This is a genomic window from Lentibacillus juripiscarius (assembly GCF_042685205.1).
GTDB classification, from domain to species: domain Bacteria; phylum Bacillota; class Bacilli; order Bacillales; family Amphibacillaceae; genus Lentibacillus; species Lentibacillus juripiscarius.
Genome location: NZ_JBHUNA010000038.1, coordinates 79,723 through 101,743, shown reverse-complemented (window position 1 = coordinate 101,743; position 22,021 = coordinate 79,723). Strand labels below are relative to the sequence as shown.

Below are 22,021 nucleotides of genomic sequence, written 5' to 3'. Positions count from 1 at the left end.
GACTGTCTGCCAATCTATTAAGGAGGTGAACGTATGCGACTCATTGTCAACGGCAATAGCGCTCAAGTGCCGGAAAAAGTGAAAACCATTTCAGATGTGAAGCGGTATTTTAATATCGACCAATCTGTTGTGATTGTGGAACATAACGGCGACATTCTGGATAAGGACTACCACACACAACAGGAAGTGGCCGATGGAGATAAGATTGAATTAGTACAATTTGTAGGAGGCGGTTGAATGTTAACAGTTGGTGAAAAGCAATTTAACTCACGGTTATTTTTGGGGACAGGGAAGTACCCTGACTTTGATGTACAAAAAGAAGCGGTAAATGTCTCTGGAACAGATGTTTTGACGTTTTCGGTGCGCCGGATGAATATTTTTGAGCCTTCTCAGCCGAATTTTCTGGAAAAACTTGATGTAGAAAAATACAGTCTGCTGCCAAATACGGCTGGTGCCAAAACAGCACAAGAAGCGGTGCGCACCGCCAAGCTGGCTAATGCTTCCGGGCTTTGTGACATGATTAAAGTAGAAGTGATTGGCTGTGATAAAACATTGCTGCCTGACCCGGTGGAGACATTAAAAGCGACAGAGGAATTGGTGAAAGAAGGCTACACGGTGCTCCCGTATACGTCCGATGATGTAGTGCTGGCGCAAAGGCTGGAGGAATTGGGTGCACATGCTGTGATGCCGGGTGCCTCCCCAATCGGATCCGGGCAGGGAATTATAAATCCGCTTAATTTAAGTTTAATCATCGAGCAATTAACGGTTCCTGTCATTGTCGATGCTGGAATCGGCTCCCCGAAAGATGTGGTGACCGCAATGGAAATTGGCGCGGACGGGGTGCTGCTGAACACGGCCGTTTCTGCTGCATCCAACCCGGTCAAAATGGCTGAGGCGATGAAACTTGCGGCAGAATCTGGCCGGCTTGGCTATGAAGCAGGGCGCATTCCAACAAAACGATACGCCACAGCGAGCAGTCCAATGGAAGGAATCAGTGTCTAATGGTGGAACGCTATTCCAGGCAAATTTTATTTTCCGGTATTCAGGAAGAGGGGCAGGTCCTGCTCGGGAACAAGCATGTCCTGGTGATTGGTGCCGGTGCACTTGGCACTGGAAATGCGGAAGTGCTTGTTCGTTCCGGTGTCGGCAAAATGACCATTGTCGACAGGGATTACGTGGAGTGGAGCAATTTGCAGCGGCAGCAATTGTATACGGAGGAAGATGCCAAAAACCATATCCCGAAAGTCATTTCCGCTAAAGAACGATTGGAAGCGATTAACATTGATGTGACAATCGAGGCGCATATTGTTGATATCACGCCGGCTGAAATGGAGCAGTTTGTCCCTGGCGTTGATTTAATCATGGATGCTACCGATAATTTTGAAATCCGCATGATAATCAATGACGCGGCTCAAAAATACGGCATTCCGTGGATTTATGGGTCGATTGTCGCCAGTTATGGTGTGAGTTATGCCGTCATTCCGGGGAAATCCCCGTGCCTGCATTGTCTCTTGGGTGACATTCCCATTGGCGGGCTGACCTGTGACACGGGCGGGGTCATCAGTCCGGTCGTTCAGCTGGTGGTCGGGCATCAGACTGCTGAAGCGCTGAAAATCCTTACTGAAAACTGGAGTCACTTGCGGCAGGAGCTGATCTCTTTCGATGTATGGGCGAATCACCATTCATCCATTAACGTCGAAAAGCTAAAAAAAGATGCTTGTCCGTCGTGCGGACCGGAAGCCATGTACCCATTTTTGGCTTATCACGATCACACGAAAACGGAAGTGCTCTGCGGGCGGGATACAGTACAGATCCGCCCGCCATCAAAAGAAACAAGAGATCTGGAAGTAACTGCTGCCAACTTAGCCAAACTTGGAAAAGTAGAACAGAATGCATTTTTACTCCAGTTTAAAACGGATAAAAATCGACTGGTTCTATTTAAGGACGGCCGTGTGCTTGTGCACGGGACAAATGATGCAGCGGAAGCGAGGTCTCTTTACCACAGGTTTCTTGGTTAGATTGGGGAGCAACGATGATGGATCCGGCTGATTTTTTGACCACAGACCTTCATGTTGAAACAAAAGAACAAGCATTGCGGCACCTGTCAGGGCTAATGGCGGAAAAAGGGGCTGTGACAGACATGCACACCACAGCTATTTTGCAGCGTGAAGCGCAATTCCCGACAGGATTGCCGGTGACTCCATATGGGGTGGCCATCCCCCATACAGACGGAACGTATGTTTTAAAGCCACAACTCGCATTTGCTTCTTTAAAGAATCCGGTAGTGTTTCAGGAGATGGGCAATCGCAGCCGTGAAATTCAGGTTACCTTTATTTTTATGCTTGCTTTGCAGGATGCGGATGCCCACCTGACACTGCTGCAAACCATACTCGGATGCCTGCAGAACCGTTCGTTTGTCCGGGAATTAAAAAACGTTCAAACGAGCAAGGGGCTGGTGGAGTTGGTTGAAGAAAATGCTGAGAGGGGGTAGTCTTTGGAAGTTTTACAGTGGTTTGTCGATTTGGGGGCAAGTGTCATGCTCCCAATTATTATTTTCATCTTTGCTTTGCTATTGGGAACAAAGCCCAAAAATGCATTCTATTCGGGCCTGACTGTCGGGATTGGTTTTGTTGGATTGAACCTGATTATCGAGTTATTGACCACCAGTTTGGGGCCGGCGGCAAAATCGATGGTCGACCACTTTGGATTTGATCTGCATACCATTGATGTCGGCTGGCCGGCAGCTGCGGCTATTTCCTATGGGACTGCCTTAGGAAGTTTGGCTATTCCAGTTGGGCTTGGGGTCAATTTTTTACTGCTCATAGTCGGGTTGACGAAAACGTTAAACGTCGATATTTGGAACTATTGGCATTGTGCGTTTACCGGGTCCCTCGTTTTTGCGATGACGAATGATTTTGCTTTAGGGCTGTTTACCATAGTGGTACATGTTCTCGTTATTTTCTTGTTAGCAGATTTGCTGGCATCAGATATTGAAGGATACTTTGGGTTTAAACGGGTTACTTTTCCGCATGCGGCTTCTGCACCTTCCTATTTTTTGGCAAAACCGCTTGATGCTGTTTTTGATCGCATTCCAGGAATGAACAGGATTGAGGCTAGTCCGGAAACGATTCAAAAGCGGTTTGGATTTTTGGGGGATTCAACTGTTATTGGGACGTTGCTTGGTCTTATTATTGGTGTGTTGGCAGGTTATAACGTAACGGATACGCTGCAATTAGCCATCAAAACAGGAGCGGTTTTGCTATTAATGCCGAAAATGGTGGCGCTGCTAATGGAAGGATTGAATCCTATTTCTGAGGCTGGAAGTGACTTGATTAAAAAGCGGTTTCCAAACAGGGATTTATACATTGGCATGGACAGCGCCTTATCGGTCGGGCACCCGGCTGTTTTATCGGCTTCACTCGTCATGGTCCCCGTGACATTGGTTTTGGCGGTCATGTTGCCTGGCAATACCGTGTTGCCATTTGGTGATTTGGCGACAATTCCATTTCTCGTATGCCTGATGGTGCCTGTCTTTCGAGGGAATATACTGCGAACGGTCATAGCAGCAACGATCTACATTGGTGTTGGATTGTATATCGCAACATGGATCACACCATTATTTACAGACATGGCAGCAGCTGCTGACTTTGATATGGAGGATTATACCAGCATTTCCGCACTTGTGGACGGAGCCGTTTGGACGACAGGATTATTTGCCGGACTGGGAAAACTATTAAACTGGTACGGCATTGGAATCATTGGTGTACTAGCTTTCAGCGGATTAGTGTACGTTAATAAAATCAGAGGGGGAAAATAATGAAAAAAGTGCTGGTCGTTTGCGGTACGGGCGTTGCGACATCGACCATCGTCACGGGAAAAGTAAAAAATTGGCTGCTGGAAAATGACCTGATGAACCAAGTGGAACTTCATCAGGGGAAAATTAATGATACAACCCATAAATGGAATGACTATGACTTTATTATATCGACAACCATTGTACCAGACCACATTCAGGCAACCGTTATCGATGGCGTGTCACTCTTGACAGGAATCGGAACAGAAGACGTTTATGACCAGATCAGTAGACAACTTGAGTAGGGACGCGGGTAGCCCGCGTTCCTTTTGCCTGATGGGTACCTATAAAATTTGGTGGGCCGTCACCGCGTCCCTATAAAAATATGGTTGTTTTTTGTCGTTAAATAGTGGTATAATCTTTATGTAACCGGTTGCACATCATGATTAAACAAGGGGACAGAGACATGATAACGTTTTTCATATCCATTGTTGTATTAATTTTTGGCTATTTTATTTACGGAAAATTTGTTGAAAAGACATTCGGAATAGATGACTCACGCAAAACACCTTCCATTGCTAATCAGGACGGTGTGGATTTTGTTCCTATGAAAAAACAAAATAACGCTATGATTCAATTACTGAATATTGCCGGAACAGGACCCATATTTGGCCCGATTATGGGAGCATTATTTGGGCCTGTTGCATTTCTTTGGATTGTTTTGGGGTCCATTTTTGCAGGGGGCGTTCACGACTATTTAACTGGTATGATTTCAATTCGAAACAAAGGGGCACATATACCAGAACTAGCCGGAAAGTTTTTAGGGAATTTTTCCAAGCATTTGGTTAATGCCTTTGCACTGTTGCTTCTTCTTTTGGTAGGGACAGTTTTTGCGACAACGTCCGGCTCTTTGCTCCATGTTTTACTTGATGGTCAGGTAACGTTATGGATTATTATAGGTATTATCTTTCTTTATTTCTTATTATCTACTATTTTGCCTATTGATAAAATCATTGGGAGAATATATCCAATCCTTGGCGCAACACTTTTAATCGGTACACTCGGTGTCGGTATTACCATGTTTACTTCTGGTTATGGTTCAGAAATTCCTGAGCTCACACTGGAAAATATGCATCCGGGTAAACTAGCAATCTTTCCCATGTTATTTTTAACGATAACTTGTGGTGCTTTATCCGGTTTCCATGCGACGCAGACACCTATTATTTCTCGTACCGTTCAAAAAGAGTCCCAAGGGCGGTACATTTTTTACGGGATGATGATTGCAGAGGCTGTTATTGCTATGATCTGGGCTGCTGCTTCCATGAGCCTTTTCCACGGGGAACAGCTAAACGAACTGATTAATGCTGGTACACCTTCAGCGGTTGTCAATGAGGCAGCTACGACTCTGCTTGGTGCAGTCGGCGGAACAATTGCTGTACTTGGGGTTATTGTTCTTCCTATTACGTCTGGAGATACAGCGTTCCGTGCAGCACGTTCTGTTATAGCGGATTATATTAAATTCAATCAAAAGAAAGTGACGAATCGCTTAATCATTGCCGTTCCCTTATTCGTTATTTCTCTTATTCTAACGCAAATTGATTTCGATATTCTGTGGCGCTATTTCTCTTGGGCCAACCAGACGACTGCATCACTCGCGCTTTGGATTGCAACCATGTATCTGCTTGTTAAAGGGAAGCGGTACTGGATTTCTCTTATTCCGGCATTGTTTATTACCGATATGGTGTTTGTCTATATATTGAACGCACAAATTGGTTTTAACCTTTCACTGGATGTGTCACATATTGGCGGTATCATCTTAACCATCGTCTTTGCCATCTGGTTCTTCCGGAAAGCTAAACAGAATAAATCCAACGAAATTGAAATGGACCTTGAAGCTGCCTAGCAAGAGGCCGGGACGCGGAAACAGGCTCCGTGTCCCAATCAAAAAACCCCCTGCAATTGTGTCGGGGGTTTTTGAATTAATAGAATCGTTTGTATCCGTCGAAATGTTTGCTCCAGTAGGAATTGTTCAAATTGGAGATTTCCACTCCATCGGCGCCGGCATGAATGAAGCGCTTGCCGCCGAGGTAGATCCCCATATGAGAAATTCCTTGTTTATACGTATTTTCAAAGAAGACGAGGTCGCCAACTTTAGGCTTGTTTACGTAATAGGCGCGGTTGTAGTAGCCTGCGCTGGAGTGACGTGCAAGGTCTTTTCCAGCCTGACGGTAAGCATAATGGATAAATCCGCTGCAGTCAAAGCCGCTTGGTGATGATCCTGCCCACGCGTAGCCAACGCCTTTCATATCTTTCGCCACACGGATTAATTTATCAACATCATAATCGATATCGGAGGGCGAGGTACTGCTGCCGTTGCTGGCTGATCCTGGCTCGTCCGCAGGTGCATCCGATCCAATGTTCAGTTTTTGACCAATTAGAATTATATCAGATTTCAGGGCGTTCCAATTTTTTAAATCGCTTACGGTAACATTGTGCTTGCTCGCAATTGCTGAAAGCGTGTCACCGGATTTAACGGTATAGACTTTTGCCGCTGCTACATCGTTATCCGGTGCCGGGTTCGTGTTCGGCTGGCTGGTATCTTCTGTTGTGCCGCCGGTATTTTGGTTTCCATTACTGGAGCTGTCTTGTTTGACCACGACAAATTCGTTTCCCGGATAAATCAGCGTTGAATCAAGATTGTTCCATTTCATCAGATCAGTCAAGGCAATATTGTGTTTTGCGGCTATCCCGCTTAAGGTGTCGCCGCGCTTTACGATGTATGTAGACGTTTGGCTGCTGGCTGAATCCGTGGTCTGTTTGCTGGATGTACTTGTATTTTCCGATGATTTGGATGTTTGCAATGTTTGATTCGGATAAATAATGTTTCCGGATAACCCGTTCAGCGATTTTAGGCCAGCAACACTTGTATCAAACTGCTGAGCGATTGACCATAACGAGTCCCCGCTTTTTACATTGTACGCTTGTGCTTCAGTATCATCCGCTGCGACAAACGCGGACGCCACCGCAGCACTGGCGGTCATCGACATAATCAGCTTCCTATTCGCCATATCTTCCCCTCCCATTCAGAAAAATAAAGTAATTCTATTATATCATAGTCCCACATAATTTGATAGAATCCGCAATAGAAATAGGAAAAAAGTAAGCGAGGCCCTACTAGAAGGGGGATCCTACTAAGTGAAGCCCGTGCCAAAACAATGGCTGGCTCCATTCGATGCAACGCGTTTACCTTGGGAGTGCCCTGTTGCCGGGACAAGGTGCCTGTCCCCATGTCCCAGCAGCAGGCCTTGCATCCCGGTATCGGCTTTTGTCAAAAAAACCCATATATATTACTTTTTGGTATTTGTTGTGAGTTTTTAATTACTTTATAACGGTTACGATATTGTTCATGTACCTGCTATAATGAGGAGATAGGTAATTTTACCCAAAAGTGAGGAACGCGTGCCAATGCTGTCTTTTTCGAAGGGAATGCTGAAAAAGTTTTAGGGCTGGACAAGCATCACGCACGACTGGGAAAATGGACCTGTCCCTACATCCCACGCCGGGTGTGCACTTTTTTGTGCAGGGTTTGTGTTAGGATGGGTGTATAAATCGTTCAGGTTCTGATGGAGGATGGTTTTTTGATAAAGGTGATGCTTGTAGATGATCAGCGGTTATTTCGTGAAGGGGTAGAAGCTTTAATTAGGGAAACAGGGGACATCCAGGTGGTTGGAGTGGCGGATAGCGGTGAATCAGCCATAGAGACGCTTGAAAACGAGTCACCGGATGTTGTTCTGATGGATATTCATATGCCTGGCATGGATGGGATTAAAACGACCGTCCATATTAAAGAGTTTTATCCATCGGTCAAGGTGGTAATGCTGACATCATTTGCTGATGATGAACTTATAATACGCGGAATCAATGTCGGGGCGGACGGGTTCTTGCTGAAAGATTTGGATCCGGACAACCTGACCCGGTCAATACGAAATGCCGCCAGCGGGCAGTATGTACTTTCGGGGAAGGCAGCGAGAATTCTTGTCACCCATATAAGGGAATTAACCCTCGATAAAGAACAAATTCTTGGAAAGCGCCTGGAGAATCGCGGGATGAGTTTGACGAAACGGGAATTGGACATCGCTCATCTAATGATCAATGGTGATACGAATAAAACCATCGCCCGGAAGCTGTACCTCGGCGAAGGGACGGTTAAAAACTACATCAGCGCTATTTACCACAAAATAAACACCCGCAATCGGAAAGAAACCGTACAGTATTTAAGGTGTATACTTAGATAGCGTTTAAAAATAATGACCCGTTCTCCTGTCAGCTGGAAGCAGCTTTAAAACGAGAGCGGAACATGGGGACAGGTTCTTCGCTCCCACCATTGGAAAATTTTTGTGGGACACTGAACCTGTCCGCCGATTTTACTCGTCCGGATGCAGTTGCATTCATGGCTGGCTTTTAACCATGCGAGACCAGGCTCAACCCAAGCAGCAAGTATCCCTTATCCCCGCAATCGCCCCCTCCACAAGTCCCTTCACATAATTGTCACGTGCTGGTGTGATACAGATCACGGTGCAAAGGTGTTTATACTATTAACATGTTGTTTATGGAATTAATTCCTGCGAACATCTTAGGAATTGGTGACAAACAACAATACTGGAGGGAATGTAATTGCATCTTGATTCTGAAAAGCTATCCATTGTAAAGGCTAGTGCACCAGTTTTGAAGGAACATAGCACAGCGATTGGGAGACGTTTTTATGAATTGCTGTTTACCGAGGTTCCGGAACTGCGAAATGTATTTAACCAGACCAACCAAAAAAGAGGCCTGCAGCAGGAAGCATTGGTTTATGCCGTGTATGCGGCAGGTGAAAACATTGACCAATTGGAGAATTTGGAGCAGCTGGTCGAACGTATTGCGGAAAAGCACGTATCCCTTGGGATCAAGCCTGAGCAATATTCAGTCGTTGGGGAGGTGCTCATCCAGGCGGTCCAAGATGTGCTGGGATCCTCCGCGACGGATGAGGTAATTGATGCCTGGAAAGCCGCCTATAATCACATTGCCAATCTATTCATAGAACTGGAACAGCGAAAATACCAGGATACAGCACAAAAAGCCGGTGGATGGCACGGGTTCCGCGAATTTATAGTGGATGAAAAAATTCAGGAAACCGCTGATGTCGTGTCATTATGTCTGAAACCGAAAGACGGAGGCCCAATTGCAGACTATAAGGCCGGTCAGTATTTGACAATCAAAGCGGACATTGCCGGAGAACCATATACACATATGCGTCAGTACAGCCTGTCCGGTCCATCCGGGAAAGACTATTATAAAATAAGTATGAAACGGGAAAAAGGAGATGGCTTTCATCCGGATGGGATTGTTTCCAATTATTTGCATGACCAAGTCAAGGAAGGCGATGTGCTGGAATTCTCCGCACCAGCTGGTGATTTTGTCCTAACAAACAACGATGCCCCGCTCGTTCTGCTGAGTGGCGGAATTGGAATAACACCGGTAATGGGGATGCTGGAGACGCTTGCCGAAACAAATCCTAACCGGCCAGTGACGTTTATTCATGCGACACAGAGCAGTTCGTCACACGCGATGAAAGAACGTGTGGAACAGCTTGCCCGGAAACATTCAAACATTTCCTCGTTTGTCTGCTATGACAGCCCAAGCGCGGAGGACCGGGCACTGAAAAATTACCATAAAGAAGGGTTTGTCGACCTTGCGTGGCTTCAGTCCATTGTACAGTATGACAGCAAAGCCGAATTCTATTGCTGCGGACCAGCCCCATTCATGAACTCAGTCGACCGCGCCTTAACCGACTGGGGCATCCCAAACGAACAAACCCATTACGAAATCTTCAACCCCGTTAGCATCCTGCAAGAAGCCTAACCGAGACATGAGGGACGTGGGGGCAGGTCCCTCGTCCCACCAGTTTTTTACAAATGACAGGGGGCGGGCTTATGTGGAAGCTGAAGCCTTTCTTTAACAAGATTTCACGGTGCGTACGGGTTCCGGCTGGCCCAAGCAGCGGGAAGTACAACCTGCACGGCAGCATCACTTAGCTTTGTCATCCTCTTGTGCCTTGTCTTGCGGCGCTTGGGACAAGGAGCCCAACCCCGCATCCCTGTCTTCATAGAATATGTCTATAGTTGGGTCGATTTCACCGATTCCCATATATCTTGCTTTGTAATCGCTTAGTAGTGCAAAGAATTTTTTGCTTAAAATCAGAATGACGACAACGTTGATAAAGGTGGGGATGGCCGATGCAACATCGGCGAAGTACCAGACTGTCTGACCTGGCATACCCTGAATGACGGCGTAGATAACCAGGAGTGTGCCCGGGATGGGGTAAATCCAGTTATAGAGCGTCAGGAAACGACTTTTCAGTTTTGCACTTTTGTTTCGGAACAAGTGACGAAGCAGAACTTCATAATAGACATACCAGCCTGTAAGGGTTGTTAAACCGAACAGGAAAACGGCTAACGTAATTATAATGCGACCGATTTCGCCGACTCCGACTTCAAAAGCGGAAAGGGTCAATTGTGCACCGGATAGGCCTGTTGACCATTGTCCAGTAATGATGATAACGAATGCCGTGATGGAGCAGACAACGATAGTGTCGATAAAAACCTCAAAAGCACCCCAAACACCTTGTTTAACCGGATGATTGACTTTAGCTGTTGAGTGAACCATAGGTGATGTTCCCCAGCCACCCTCGTTACTGTAAACAGACCGGGCCATCCCCATTTGAATTGCCTGGGCCACAGCCGCACCGGTAAAACCGCCAGCCGCAGCTGTTCCTCCAAATGCACCCTGAAAGATGGCGGCAAGCACATCATCAATTTGTGTGAAGTTACTTACAATAATGTAAATACCAGCCAAAATGTAAAAAAGCACCATAAACGGTACAAGTTTAGATGCGACTTTGCCAACATGTTTAATTCCGCCATAAATCACATAATATGTCAGCAGCATTAATGTTATAGAGATGGGAATCATGCTGATATCAAAAGTGGAGCTGACCGCTTCCGAAATGGTGTAGTTTTGCAGGGTGAAAAAGAATGTAATAAAAATCCCGAACCCGAAAAGAATGGCAGGTATCATCCAATAGGTAAAATTTTTTTCTTCTCCGAGCCCTTTTTCCATGTAGTAGGTCGGCCCGCCATAAGGATCCCCGTTTTCGTCTGTATTCCGATAATGGACAGAAAGCGTTACTTCAACCGTTTTAATAATCATGCCAAACAGAGCACATACCCACATCCAGAACACGGCGCCAGGTCCGCCGACAGCAATTGCAGTGGACACACCCCCAATGTTTGCGACTCCCACCGACCCGCCAACCGCTGTACTCACTGCCTCAAATGACGAAATGATCCCTTTGGAGTTATCATCGGTATCCTTCTTTTTGAACATGTTTGTAAATGCTTGTTTCAGAATATGCGGCAAATGGACAAACTGAAACAATTTGCTTCTGATCGTCAAATAAATACCGGTGACGAAAATGGTAATGATGAGAGGAAGCCCCCAAAGAAATGCTGCAATTGATTCCAATAATTCCCCCATAAAAAATACTCCTTTCTAATTAGGCGATGCTGCCATAAATTGTTGGGGCTGGGTTATGCATGTTCGATGATAGCTTTTATTTTGGAAGAGGAATGTAGGTCTGTAGAAGCGGCTTGTAAATTACTTTTTAACTTTTTAAAATATAACAAAAATTATAATGTGCGTCAACTCTGGGACAGGGGACAGGTTTACTGTCCCACCAAGTTTTGGAAATCGATGAACCAGGAAGGGATTTTGCAACTGATGCCCTGGGCTTTAGTATCGGCAAAAAAACCTCTCCAACAAGCTTGTGCTGTATCTCGGACAAGGAACCTGTCACCGCGTGCTGCTTGATTATTTTTCTTACTATTGTTATATTTTTGTCAAGTATTTTTTAATATGGGGGTGGCATTTATGTTGGCATGCCGGGACGATATGCTGGCTTTCACAAAGCAGTTAATGCAAACTGCAAGTATCGTGAACACGAACGGGGAAAAAGCCCTTGCTGAATCGCTTTATTCGATGATTTCTTCCTGGTCTTATTTTAAAAATAATCCTGCCAATGTCGTGTTGGCTCAGACAACGGCTGATGAATTAGAAAGGTACAATGTTTTGGCCTTTGTTAAGGGGACGAAGGGAACAAGTAAGCGGGCGGTGATTCTGATGGGTCACTTGGATACAGTCGGGGTTGGTGATTTTAATTCTCTTCAAGATCAGGCATTTTTTCCTGATCAATTAATGGAAAGTCTTAAGGAAGATCGACTTACTGCTTCGGCCAGGACTCATTTGGAATCAGGCGATTGGCTTTTCGGCCGCGGTGTCCTTGATATGAAAAGCGGTGTTGCCAGCAATTTATACCTTTTAAAATACTTTGCTGAACATCCTGAAGAATTGGATGGAAATATTGTATTCCTTGCTGAATGTGATGAGGAAGACAGTTCACACGGCATTTTGTCTGCTTTAGAAATCCTGAAACGCTGGGAAAAAGAACATGGCTTTTCCTATACGGCGGCTATTAATGCAGACTTTGTTTCCCCGGACAATAAAAATGATGAAAATCGGTATATTTATAAAGGAACCGTTGGAAAATTGCTGCCAACCTTTTTTATTACAGGGGCGGAAACACATGTTGGTTCCCCTTTTGAAGGGTTAGACCCAAACTTTATCGCTAGTGAATTGACAAGGCAAATAAGTTATAATCCGGAACTTTCTGATGAAGCCCATGGTGAAATGACCGTTCCCCCGGTTTCCCTGAAACAAGCGGATTTAAAACCGAGTTATACCGTCCAGACTGCTCTGTCCACGTTCGTATATTATAACTTTTTTATCTACTCCTGGTCCCCTAAAACTGTTTTGGACAAATTGAAAAAACAGGCTTATCTGGCTTTTGAAAATGCCCTTTCAACACTGGAGGACAGATATGAGAAATACTGTACCATTCGTGGTGAAACATATCCGGGTATCCCGTGGAAACCGAAAGTGCTGATATACAAAGAGATGGAAGATATGCTGATCAGGGAAAATGGTGAATCCTTTCAATCGCATATGGCTGCGTTCAAAGACTCGCTTCTGCAGGATAAACAATTAGATACACGTATGTTCGCCGTCAAAGTGGTGGAAGAAGCCTGGAAGTGGATGGAAGATAAAAGCCCGACTATTATTCTATTTTATTCTTCTTTATACTCACCAAGGGTTGAAATGACAGGCGAAAAACCGGGAGAAAAAGAATTAATGAGAGCGTTGCATCAGGCGATTGAAGAGATGACACCTATGTATGAACACCCGATTGTCGTACGAAATTTTTTCCCGCATATTTCCGATATGAGTTTTGTAGCAATAAGTGATGGCGAGGAAGACATTCAAGCCGTTTCTGATAATAATCCTGGCTGGGAAACAAAACATTATGTTAATTATGAAGGTATTCGGGAATTGGACGTTCCTGTCATTAATATCGGTCCTTATGGCTTGGATGCACATAAAAAACTGGAAAGAACCGAAATGACCTATTCTTTCGAAATCGTCCCCAACCTGACAAAACGCGTCATCCAGCTATTGTTGTAGCGAGACAGTTCCTCGCGTCCCGGCTGGCATGAGCATTCCGGTGCCATGATTTGCATATAATCAGTTAGGTGCGGCGCCTAATGGCAAGAAGTGTTTATGTGACGGGGATGTCAGGAATAGGTACATAGGTAAGCGAACTATTATAAAAAAGGGAGTGAAGTCCAATGAAGGTGCTTGTGACGGAGTTGATGTGGAATGATGGGATGGAAGAGCTTAAGCGCAATGGTTATTCCGTGGATTATGATATGGAGCTGGGGCGGAAAAGAAAAGAGCTGCTGGAATTGGCGCCGAATTATGATGCGCTTATTGTCCGGAATGAAACAAAAGTCGATCCTGAACTGCTCGATGCAGCGAAAAACGCCAAGGTGATTGGCCGTCTTGGTGTTGGGCTGGATAACATTGATCTGGAGGCGGCAAAAGAAAGAAATATGCCGGTCATTCCCGCGATACATGCGAATGCGACATCTGTCGCGGAATATGTGATGGCGGCAATGCTTGATGCGTATCGTCCTTTGGCTGAGGCGGATGCCGATGTTCGCCGGGGTAACTGGGATCGCAAGTTTTTTACAGGGTATGAATTAAATGGGAAAAAACTCGGTCTTATCGGGATGGGGGAAATCGCTCACCGCGTTGCCAAGCGGGCCAACGCTTTCGGAATGGAAACAATCGGCTATGATCCGTTCGTCACACCTTTCGATCATATACTGGCAGAAACTGGAGTTAGACCGGTGGAAACCCTTGATGAGATGCTTGCGGAAGCGGATTTCGTTTCTGTCCATGTTCCGCTGACCAAAGTGACCAGGCACATGATCAACAAAGAGAAATTTTCATTGATGAAGTCTCATGCCTATGTAATTAATTCAGCAAGAGGCGGAATCATACATGAACAGGATCTGGCTGAAGCTGTCCAATCCGGAAAGATTGCTGGTGCCTACCTTGATGTGCTCGAAACGGAGCCTGTCCAGAGGGATTCATTGCTGTCCCAGATTGAATCTATCCATCTATCTCCGCACATCGCCGGGCTGACCGATGAATCGCAATCACGGACAGCCATGCTCATTGCACAGGAAGTCATACGCGTGCTGAACGGCGGCAAATCACTCTGTGCCGTGGTTTGAGTTGGGACAGGGGGGACAGGTCCATCGTTCCGCCAATTTTAGAAATGAGTTGGAGCGGCGGGGCAGAAAGCCTGTCCCCGCGTCCCGCTTAGATATTCAACTTTCAAATGTACCTTTTACAAGCAGTTCTCTATTTTTCATCATGTGATGTCCTTTGGCAAACACATGCTGAATGGAAAGGGAATCTTTTTCTAAAATTATTATATCGGCATCGTTGGATTCCTGGATTCCTCCTTTTTTTGTAAGCCGCAATACATCTGATGTATTCGTTGTCACAAGCGGCAAGACTTCCTCTAAAGCCATGCCATCATCGTTTACGGCAGAAGTCATTTGCTGATACAGTGTTTGGGTGCTGGCTACATCAAAGCCTATTAACTCCCCGCTTTTATCAAACTTAGGAAGACTTCCATTCCCGTCAGAGGATAGGGTCAGCTTCCTCATGTCGCCGCCATTCTCTTTGTAATACCGAATAGATTCGCCTGTTTCGCTGTCTGCTGTCATATCCACGTACGATCCCTTGTTTGCTAAAGCAATAGCATCATCGAGCAGTGCCCGGCTTCTGGTAATGTGGGTCGCATAAAGCTGGGATGGCGGAATTTCGTAGTCTTCGAGCAGTTGATGCAATAGCGATAAATACTCTTTTCCTGGACCAGTGTGAAAGTGAGTTACACCTGCTTTTCCGCTTAACATACCCCCGACTCGCGCTTCAGCGACCAGTTTGGCTAATTCATGCAGAGAAGGCTGGCCTGAACGGGAATCGGATATAGCTATCTCTCCTGCACCAATAACTTTATCGATCAAAATGACGTCATCTTTCACGTTTGATGTGATTGTAGGAGTCGGGACGGCATAGTTCCCGGTATAGATAAAAGTCGTCATTCCTTCTTCCTCAAGTCCGCGTGCTTTTGCCAGCAGGGACGTCATGTGACGGGTGGTGCCATCTGTTCCCAGGAGTCCCGCGACTGTCGTTATACCTGATTTGATCATGTTACTGAGCTGTATTTCTGGTGTTCGGGTAGCAAATCCGCCTTCTCCGCCACCACCAATTAAATGCACATGAGGATCTATGAATCCCGGAACGACGACCGACCCGTTTGCATCAACCACCTCATATTCAATTCCTAAATTCCTCAAAGCTTCCTCATTGGCATCCCCTATCTTAACAATCGTTTGATTGATAACTAGAATGGACGTTACTCCAAGTGGCTCCGGAGCGTAAATTTCTCCATTATAAATAACCGTAATCATGTGTTGACCTCCAATCATAAGACCCGCATCCCGGCTAGGCAAACTCCATGCCCCGTCGCAAAAAACCGGGACAGAAAGCCTTGGGACCCTGCATTAGCCGCACAAAACTGGGACAAGGAGCCCGGGGTCCCCACTCCCTATGCACCTCCGAGTTGTTGGGAAATCGTATGGGCTGTTTGTTTTACTTTTTTGGCCATGGTTTGGATTTCCTCTTCTGTTGTTTCGTATTCAAGAAATTCTATGCTGATTGCTCCGTGCAGTTTGTTTTGGAATCCAATAACTGGTGCTGCGACTGCGATGGTGCCTTTTGTTTTCTCACCGTAGCTGGTGGAATAGCCATCCACTTTTGTCTGGTTTAGCTGTTTGATTAATTCTTCCACATCTTTTCCGCCAGTAGATAAATCTTTCAATACTGGTATTACTTTCTGCCTATCCATATTGGCCAGAATAGCTTTGTTGGCAGCACCAATATTAAAAGGAATCCGTTCCCCAATCGAGTCAATAACCTTCACTTTTCTTGGGCTGTCTACCCGGTCAATGATAATGGAGTCCCGCTTGGCAGGTATGTTGAGATAGACTGTTTCTTCCACATCCATTGCCAGTTTTTCGAGGCTGGGCCGGGCAACTTCTTTTGAACTGAGGTTCTCGAACAATTTCATCCCAAGTTCTATCCATGTGAAGCCCAATTTAAATTGTTTGGTATCAGGGATTGGTGTTATCAGGTCGTGTGCTTCCAATGTATCGATCAGCCGGTAAACAGTACTGACCGGCAATTCTGTGTGCTCCGCTATGTCCGTAATATTCCATGGTTCATTTGGTGCAGAAGACAGTGTATAAATGATTTTCATGGCACGATCAATGGATTGAATCATAACAAGCCCCCTTTTCTATCAAATAATTAATCTTTATTTTAACATACCAGCACAGGAATGAGATTCAAAAGGCGATTGAACGTTACTTATTTTCTATATTGACAGATAATTAGAGATGACATAAAATAATTAGTAATCAATGATTTCATTATACGGATAAACATCCGCAATGTGGAATTATTTATTTTTACACGATATTGAAGGCGATTTCTAAATTAGTTGACCTTGTTAGAGGGGGGTAATGATGGATAAATTCACGCAAGTTATAGCTGAAATTACGGAAGTTATATGGGGATTGCCAATGATTTTATTATTGTTGGGCGGAGGGATTTACCTGACATTCAGGCTTGGTTTTTTTCAAATTCAGCATCTTCCACATATACTTAACCAAACCTTTGGAAAAATATTTACAAAAAGTAATGCGCCGGGGTCGGTATCACCATTTCAGGCTACGACAAGTGCACTGGCATCTACAATGGGAGCAGCAAACATTGTCGGGGTTCCGGTAGCCATTGCCTTGGGTGGTCCGGGTGCTATATTCTGGATGTGGGTTGTGGCACTGATTGGAATGGCCACGAAGTATTCGGAAGTTGTACTGGGCATTCATTACCGTGAAAAAAATGGAAAAGGCGAATATGTTGGCGGGCCCATGTACTATATTCGAAAGGGACTGGGCTGGAAGAAGGTTGCTTATTTCTTTGCCTTCGCTTTAATGCTGGAGATAGTAGCTAGTACAATGGTGCAGGCAAACTCGGTGGCAGAAACGGTGAATGGGTCATTTGGTATAGCGCCGGTTTGGACAGGATTGGTTGTCATGCTGCTTGTTGGGATGGTAATCGTTGGTGGAATCAAGCTGATTGGACGCGTAACCGAAAAGTTAATTCCGTTTATGGTGATTGTTTATATGATTGGCGTCATCAGTGTTTTGGCTGTAAATATCGGAGACGTGCCTCGGGCATTCGGGCTGATTTTCGAATATGCATTCCAGCCGATTTCCGCTGCTGGTGGATTCCTGGGAGCTGGGGTAGCGGCTGCGATTCGCTGGGGGCTTGCGCGCGGGCTGTATTCCAATGAGGCAGGTATGGGAACAGCGCCAATTGCACACTCCGCAGCAAAAAATAATCATCCAGCAAAGCAGGGGTTCTGGGGAATCTTTGTAACGTCACAGAGTATAAATAATGGATGACCTTATAAGAAAAACTAGGGCATTTGTTGGGCAAATGCCGAGTTTTTCTAAAAGTTATTATCGATACGATGGTTGTCTGTACGATGACAGCACTGGTTATTATTACCACCGGCGCCTGGACAAAAGTCGGACCAGATAACGCGGCGGACATGGTGCCAAACGCTTTCGCAAGTCTGTTTGGTTCTTCGCTGGCTGGAAGTCTGATATCTGTTATTCTATTTTTCTTTGTGATTACAACGGTGTTAATCATTATTTATTATGGAGAAAAACAAGCGGAATTTCTCTTTGGGCACAGGTTTTCCATTGTGATGCGCGGGGTTTATTTAGCTGCCATTGTGCTGGGTGCGATTGGCGGCCTGCAGTTCATTTGGCAATTCCTGGATTTATTGTTAGCGATGATTGCACTGCCAAATATGATCGCTGTCGTTCTACTCAGCAAACAGGTGAAGTCGATTACAGACGACTACTTTAAGAAGAATCATAAACAGACGGCTGGCAAAAAACAAAACATAATTTAAAAATTACTGGAGGGAACAGCTATGTATCATCAACTACGATCTCTTTCGACCAAGGAGCAGGTAGAAAAGATAACGAGACACTTGGTTGGAATCAACAGTATTAATAGTACGGATGGTGAGGCAGCTATTGTGGAGGAGATTAAAAGACTGCTGGATACTTTTCCGTATTTTCAGCAGCATGCCAATCATTTATGGATCCAGGATGTTAAAGGAGATTCGTCTGGAAGAAAAAATCTGTTTGCTTTTGTGGAAGGAGCCGCTCAAACGAAAGAAACGGTTATTTATCAGGCCCATATCGATACCGTTGGGGTGGAGGATTTTGGGTTACTGAAAGATAAGGCTTTTTCACCAGATGCATTGGAAGCATTCTTTCGCTCCTATGAATATGATGAGGAACTTAAACAGCAGGCACAATCAGGGGATTGGCTATTCGGCCGCGGGGCACTCGATATGAAAAGTGGTGCAGCGGTTCACATTGCGAATCTGCTTTATTTTTCTGAACACCCCGAAGAATTGAGCGGAAATATTTTACTGGTTATCAATGGTGATGAAGAAAGCGAGCATAAAGGGATTACAGGCGCGCTTTCTGAACTGAAGCGCATCCAGCACAAGCACCAGCTGGAGTATATAGTGGCTATTAATACAGATTTTACGACTCCGCTATACGATGGCGATGTAAACAAATATGTGTACACTGGCACAGCGGGTAAAATACTGCCAAGTTTCTTCATATATGGAAGAGAAGCACATGTCGGAGATACACTTGCTGGGATTGATCCAAACTTTATCGCGGCAAAAATTACCGAACGAATCCATAACAATTATGAACTGGCCGAAACAATCCCCGGTGAGTACGTGCTTCCGCCGACATGCCTGTATCAGCGGGATACGAAACAGCAGTATACGGTACAAACAGCGTCGAGCAGTCAGCTTTATTTCAATTATTTTTTGTTTGAAGCGACACCTGAAGAAGCTCTTGACCAGCTGCTGTCGGAAACGCAAAACGTATGCAGCGAAGCCGAACAATACCTGCAGAAACAGTTTCATGCATTTATTGAAAAAACAGGCTATCCGACGCGTGATTTATCATGGGAGATTGAGGTAACAACGTACAGTGAGTTTGTAGCATACCTGGAGGATAAAGTAATTGATACACGTGCCGCCATTAATCAAGTGTTAGCGGACAGTGAGACAAGTGAATTGCGGGAGCTGAACTTCGAGATTGTCAGCGCACTGCAGGAACTGGATCCAAACAAAAAAGCCCGCGTCATCTTGTTTTTTGCACCGCCATTTTTGCCACATAACTATTTAAAAGAGGAGAGCACAAGAGACCAGCATATCAAAAAATCAGTTGAATCCGTCATAGAGGCTGTCGGTGAAGAAACTGGCGAAACATTTGCCGTGAAAAAATTCTTTCCTTACCTGGCTGATGGAAGTTTTCTTTCCAGCCATGAAACAGAAGAGCAGCTCACGCCATTGCTGGAAAATCTGCCGGAATGGGAAAAACTTTATAATGTTCCTTTTGCAACGATCAAAGAATTTAACCTGCCATCGATCAACATGGGCGTATATGGAAAAGATGGGCATAAATGGACGGAGCGCGTGTATAAACCGTATTCCTTTGAAACACTGCCAATACTAGTAAAGCAGACCACTAAACACCTGTTAAACGAATTCTGTGTGGTATAGGGACAGGGGGACAGGTCGATCGTCCATACAAAGGCAGGAAAATAATCATTCGAACAGACTTGCTTGGTGAATCAGAATCTATATAAAACGTGCACCTCGAATCGTTGAGGTGCACGTTTCTTTCTTATAAAGGTTGTTCAAAAAGCCCGGTAACTTATAAAAGCCGGAAACCTTCTTGATACAGGTAATCAGCTGCTGCATGATATGTTGCGTGAGTAGCATCTAAGTCATCGCCTGCATAAATATTCCACACGCCAGACGTTTCTATTAACTTAAGCGTCTGGCCTTCATTGTTTATCCATGTTTCGGTAACAGTCTCGGATTCCGATAAAGACGCAATCGATTGTTGTATAACATCACGAAGCTCTTTTTCGGTAAAGTCACGTATGTTGACCATTCCTTTTGAATCAGTTACATAATCGCTATTCTCTATTTCTCCAGCATAGACAAAACCATTACCGTTTGGGTGCAGGCGATACACGACTACCTTTTTATCTTTGACACTTTCTTCAAAGTGGAAGTTGACACGACCAAGGGAGATGTCGTTACGCGTTAATTCAGGAAAGGATTCAATAATAGTCAGTTTTTCTTCAAATGTAAGCATGAGACCTCCATAGCAAATGTGATTTAGATTTTCGTTCTTATGGTATCATGTATGGGTTGTTTTGTATAAGCGTAACGGTCATGTACACGTCAAAAACATCTAAATCTTCAAGCATGCAATTTGGATTTTTCCCAAATAATCCTGGTGAAATTCTTCCGCATAAGCTCCTGAATGAACTTGGACAATAAGAGTGTTATTTAATCATCACACAATGTAAATTTTTAGCCCAGGGCATAGGGATAGGTTTAACATCCCGCTATTGTAAAAATGCGTGGTACAGACGCCTATCCCGCGCCCCATCATCGCCAGCGTAATGCAATCCTTAGTTTGCAGCAGTCTTTGCCGTCAATTTGTGATTTAAAAATTAAACGGAGACCGTCTGGATTGAACTGGGTTTCTACGTCAGAGGCAATACCTGTGGAATGCATTAAGCTTTTAACTTTTTCGTGATCGGACATTTGTGCAGCATTCATGACCTCCGTGCTAAATTGTTGTGATTCTGCCAGCCTGTCAATAATAATGTTTGCATCATTCATAAGCTTTTTTGTTTCGTTTGCTGATTGATGGAGAAGGGATGTATCAATAGTAGGGTATTGCGGACGATCCGACCAGTATGGCATGTGAGGATAATGATGCGGATAGTAATGCCCTGGCCCATTTACATAATACATAAACACACCCTCTTGGTTAAAGTTTGCTAAATGTTTTCATATAAAACCATATGAAAACGGTCTCGTCTTAGGGAATGTCAAAATATAGGGGGACACCGTCCTGCTATGAATGATGTTCTTCGGCAAAAGCGATATTCTGGGTTGGGTGAACTGTGCCAAATGGATGCTCGGGCGGGGCGTAGATAGAATATAATTTGAGCGGCTTATGCCCCGTGTTGGTGATATTATGCCATGTTCGTGCCGGAACCATAATGGCAGAATCATCACAGACATACTGCTGGTAATACAGGTGGTCTTTACGATCGCCCATCTGGACAAAGCCCTGCCCCTCTTCAATACGCAGGAACTGATCCACATCCGTATGCATTTCTAACCCGACGTCGCCCCCGATCGGAATGCTCATCAATGTCACCTGTAAATGTTCACCAGTCCAGATCGCGGTACGGAATGTGTTGTTTTGTTTAGAAGCCTGGTTAATATTCACGGTATACGGCTGTCCGCCAAAATCGGCAAAAGCTGCGTCATATGTTCCGTACACAGGCTGGTAATAGCTACTATGCTTAGCCATCCCCGGGTAAACCCAACGTGCGTACTGCATATCAGCAGGATACATTGGCTGATTCACACTATATGGATAGGGGTACATGTAAGAATAAGAATAATTGTACATTTTCTGCCATTCCTTTCAATGGTGATGATATTATCCT

Annotated in this window: 21 protein-coding genes; 14 read left to right on the top strand and 7 right to left on the bottom strand. The window is 44.9% G+C overall.

The features are described from left to right. Positions 1-33: 33 nt before the first annotated feature. From thiS to ACFSUO_RS14640, 7 genes are all read left to right on the top strand, one after another. Entirely contained in the window at positions 34-237 is a 204-nt protein-coding gene (gene thiS, locus ACFSUO_RS14670) for a sulfur carrier protein ThiS (protein WP_382395411.1), read from the top strand. Then, positions 238-1,002 carry a thiazole synthase gene (locus ACFSUO_RS14665; protein ID WP_382395409.1) on the top strand — a complete coding sequence of 255 codons (765 nt, stop codon included), beginning with the start codon at positions 238-240 and terminating at the stop codon, positions 1,000-1,002. Further along, the gene (locus ACFSUO_RS14660) at positions 1,002-2,018 is read left to right on the top strand and encodes a MoeB/ThiF family adenylyltransferase (protein ID WP_382395407.1); all 1,017 of its coding nucleotides are present in this window, start codon (positions 1,002-1,004) and stop codon (positions 2,016-2,018) included. Before ACFSUO_RS14665 ends, ACFSUO_RS14660 begins: the two co-directional genes overlap by 1 nt. 17 nt (positions 2,019-2,035) lie before the next feature. After that, positions 2,036-2,491: a PTS sugar transporter subunit IIA gene (locus ACFSUO_RS14655; RefSeq protein WP_382395405.1), complete on the top strand. Its 456-nt coding sequence runs from the start codon at positions 2,036-2,038 to the stop codon at positions 2,489-2,491. Positions 2,492-2,494: 3 nt separating this feature from the next. Beyond that, positions 2,495-3,817 (top strand): PTS galactitol transporter subunit IIC, encoded by a 1,323-nt coding sequence (locus ACFSUO_RS14650; protein ID WP_382395403.1) that lies wholly within the window; start codon positions 2,495-2,497, stop codon positions 3,815-3,817. Next, the gene (locus tag ACFSUO_RS14645; protein ID WP_382395401.1) at positions 3,817-4,098 is read left to right on the top strand and encodes a PTS sugar transporter subunit IIB; all 282 of its coding nucleotides are present in this window, start codon (positions 3,817-3,819) and stop codon (positions 4,096-4,098) included. The genes ACFSUO_RS14650 and ACFSUO_RS14645 overlap by 1 nt, the downstream gene beginning before the upstream one ends. A gap of 161 nt (positions 4,099-4,259) precedes the next feature. Beyond that, on the top strand, positions 4,260-5,696 hold the full coding sequence (locus ACFSUO_RS14640) for a carbon starvation CstA family protein (protein WP_382395399.1): 1,437 nt from the start codon (positions 4,260-4,262) through the stop codon (positions 5,694-5,696). Between the two features lie 76 nt (positions 5,697-5,772). Here ACFSUO_RS14640 and ACFSUO_RS14635 read toward each other — a convergent pair whose 3' ends face one another. Then, on the bottom strand, positions 5,773-6,861 hold the full coding sequence (locus ACFSUO_RS14635; protein ID WP_382395397.1) for a C40 family peptidase: 1,089 nt from the start codon (positions 6,859-6,861) through the stop codon (positions 5,773-5,775). Positions 6,862-7,440: 579 nt separating this feature from the next. Here ACFSUO_RS14635 and ACFSUO_RS14630 point away from each other — a divergent pair. Both ACFSUO_RS14630 and hmpA read left to right on the top strand, forming a co-directional pair. Next, positions 7,441-8,088: a response regulator gene (locus ACFSUO_RS14630; protein WP_382395463.1), complete on the top strand. Its 648-nt coding sequence runs from the start codon at positions 7,441-7,443 to the stop codon at positions 8,086-8,088. A gap of 379 nt (positions 8,089-8,467) precedes the next feature. Beyond that, a complete protein-coding gene (gene hmpA / locus ACFSUO_RS14625; protein WP_382395395.1) occupies positions 8,468-9,694 on the top strand; it encodes an NO-inducible flavohemoprotein in 1,227 nt (408 codons plus the stop codon). A gap of 165 nt (positions 9,695-9,859) precedes the next feature. On the opposite strand, the gene ACFSUO_RS14620 is transcribed toward hmpA, so the two are convergent. Continuing rightward, positions 9,860-11,368 (bottom strand): alanine/glycine:cation symporter family protein, encoded by a 1,509-nt coding sequence (locus ACFSUO_RS14620; protein ID WP_382395393.1) that lies wholly within the window; start codon positions 11,366-11,368, stop codon positions 9,860-9,862. Positions 11,369-11,761: 393 nt separating this feature from the next. Between ACFSUO_RS14620 and ACFSUO_RS14615 the strand changes: the two genes are divergently transcribed. Both ACFSUO_RS14615 and ACFSUO_RS14610 read left to right on the top strand, forming a co-directional pair. Next, entirely contained in the window at positions 11,762-13,408 is a 1,647-nt protein-coding gene (locus tag ACFSUO_RS14615) for a M20/M25/M40 family metallo-hydrolase (protein ID WP_382395391.1), read from the top strand. A gap of 164 nt (positions 13,409-13,572) precedes the next feature. Then, positions 13,573-14,526 (top strand): hydroxyacid dehydrogenase, encoded by a 954-nt coding sequence (locus ACFSUO_RS14610; RefSeq protein WP_382395389.1) that lies wholly within the window; start codon positions 13,573-13,575, stop codon positions 14,524-14,526. A gap of 96 nt (positions 14,527-14,622) precedes the next feature. Here ACFSUO_RS14610 and iadA read toward each other — a convergent pair whose 3' ends face one another. Continuing rightward, positions 14,623-15,774, bottom strand: coding sequence for a beta-aspartyl-peptidase (gene iadA, locus ACFSUO_RS14605; RefSeq protein ID WP_382395387.1), 1,152 nt, complete (start codon positions 15,772-15,774; stop codon positions 14,623-14,625). 137 nt (positions 15,775-15,911) lie between these two features. After that, on the bottom strand, positions 15,912-16,646 hold the full coding sequence (locus ACFSUO_RS14600) for an IclR family transcriptional regulator (protein ID WP_382395385.1): 735 nt from the start codon (positions 16,644-16,646) through the stop codon (positions 15,912-15,914). Between the two features lie 244 nt (positions 16,647-16,890). On the opposite strand from ACFSUO_RS14600, the gene ACFSUO_RS14595 reads away from it, so the two are divergent. From ACFSUO_RS14595 to ACFSUO_RS14585, 3 genes are read left to right on the top strand one after another with little or no spacing between them, the layout of a single operon-like run. After that, positions 16,891-17,832 carry an alanine/glycine:cation symporter family protein gene (locus ACFSUO_RS14595; RefSeq protein WP_382395383.1) on the top strand — a complete coding sequence of 314 codons (942 nt, stop codon included), beginning with the start codon at positions 16,891-16,893 and terminating at the stop codon, positions 17,830-17,832. 26 nt (positions 17,833-17,858) lie between these two features. Next, on the top strand, positions 17,859-18,350 hold the full coding sequence (locus tag ACFSUO_RS14590) for an alanine:cation symporter family protein (RefSeq protein WP_382395381.1): 492 nt from the start codon (positions 17,859-17,861) through the stop codon (positions 18,348-18,350). A gap of 21 nt (positions 18,351-18,371) precedes the next feature. Then, the gene (locus ACFSUO_RS14585) at positions 18,372-20,039 is read left to right on the top strand and encodes a M20/M25/M40 family metallo-hydrolase (protein WP_382395379.1); all 1,668 of its coding nucleotides are present in this window, start codon (positions 18,372-18,374) and stop codon (positions 20,037-20,039) included. Between the two features lie 154 nt (positions 20,040-20,193). Here ACFSUO_RS14585 and ACFSUO_RS14580 read toward each other — a convergent pair whose 3' ends face one another. The 3 genes from ACFSUO_RS14580 to ACFSUO_RS14570 form a co-directional block, all read right to left on the bottom strand. Next, entirely contained in the window at positions 20,194-20,643 is a 450-nt protein-coding gene (locus ACFSUO_RS14580; protein WP_382395377.1) for a hypothetical protein, read from the bottom strand. Positions 20,644-20,942: 299 nt separating this feature from the next. Continuing rightward, positions 20,943-21,314, bottom strand: coding sequence for a hypothetical protein (locus ACFSUO_RS14575; RefSeq protein WP_382395375.1), 372 nt, complete (start codon positions 21,312-21,314; stop codon positions 20,943-20,945). Positions 21,315-21,417: 103 nt separating this feature from the next. Beyond that, the gene (locus tag ACFSUO_RS14570; RefSeq protein ID WP_382395373.1) at positions 21,418-21,984 is read right to left on the bottom strand and encodes a cupin domain-containing protein; all 567 of its coding nucleotides are present in this window, start codon (positions 21,982-21,984) and stop codon (positions 21,418-21,420) included. Positions 21,985-22,021 lie beyond the last annotated feature (37 nt).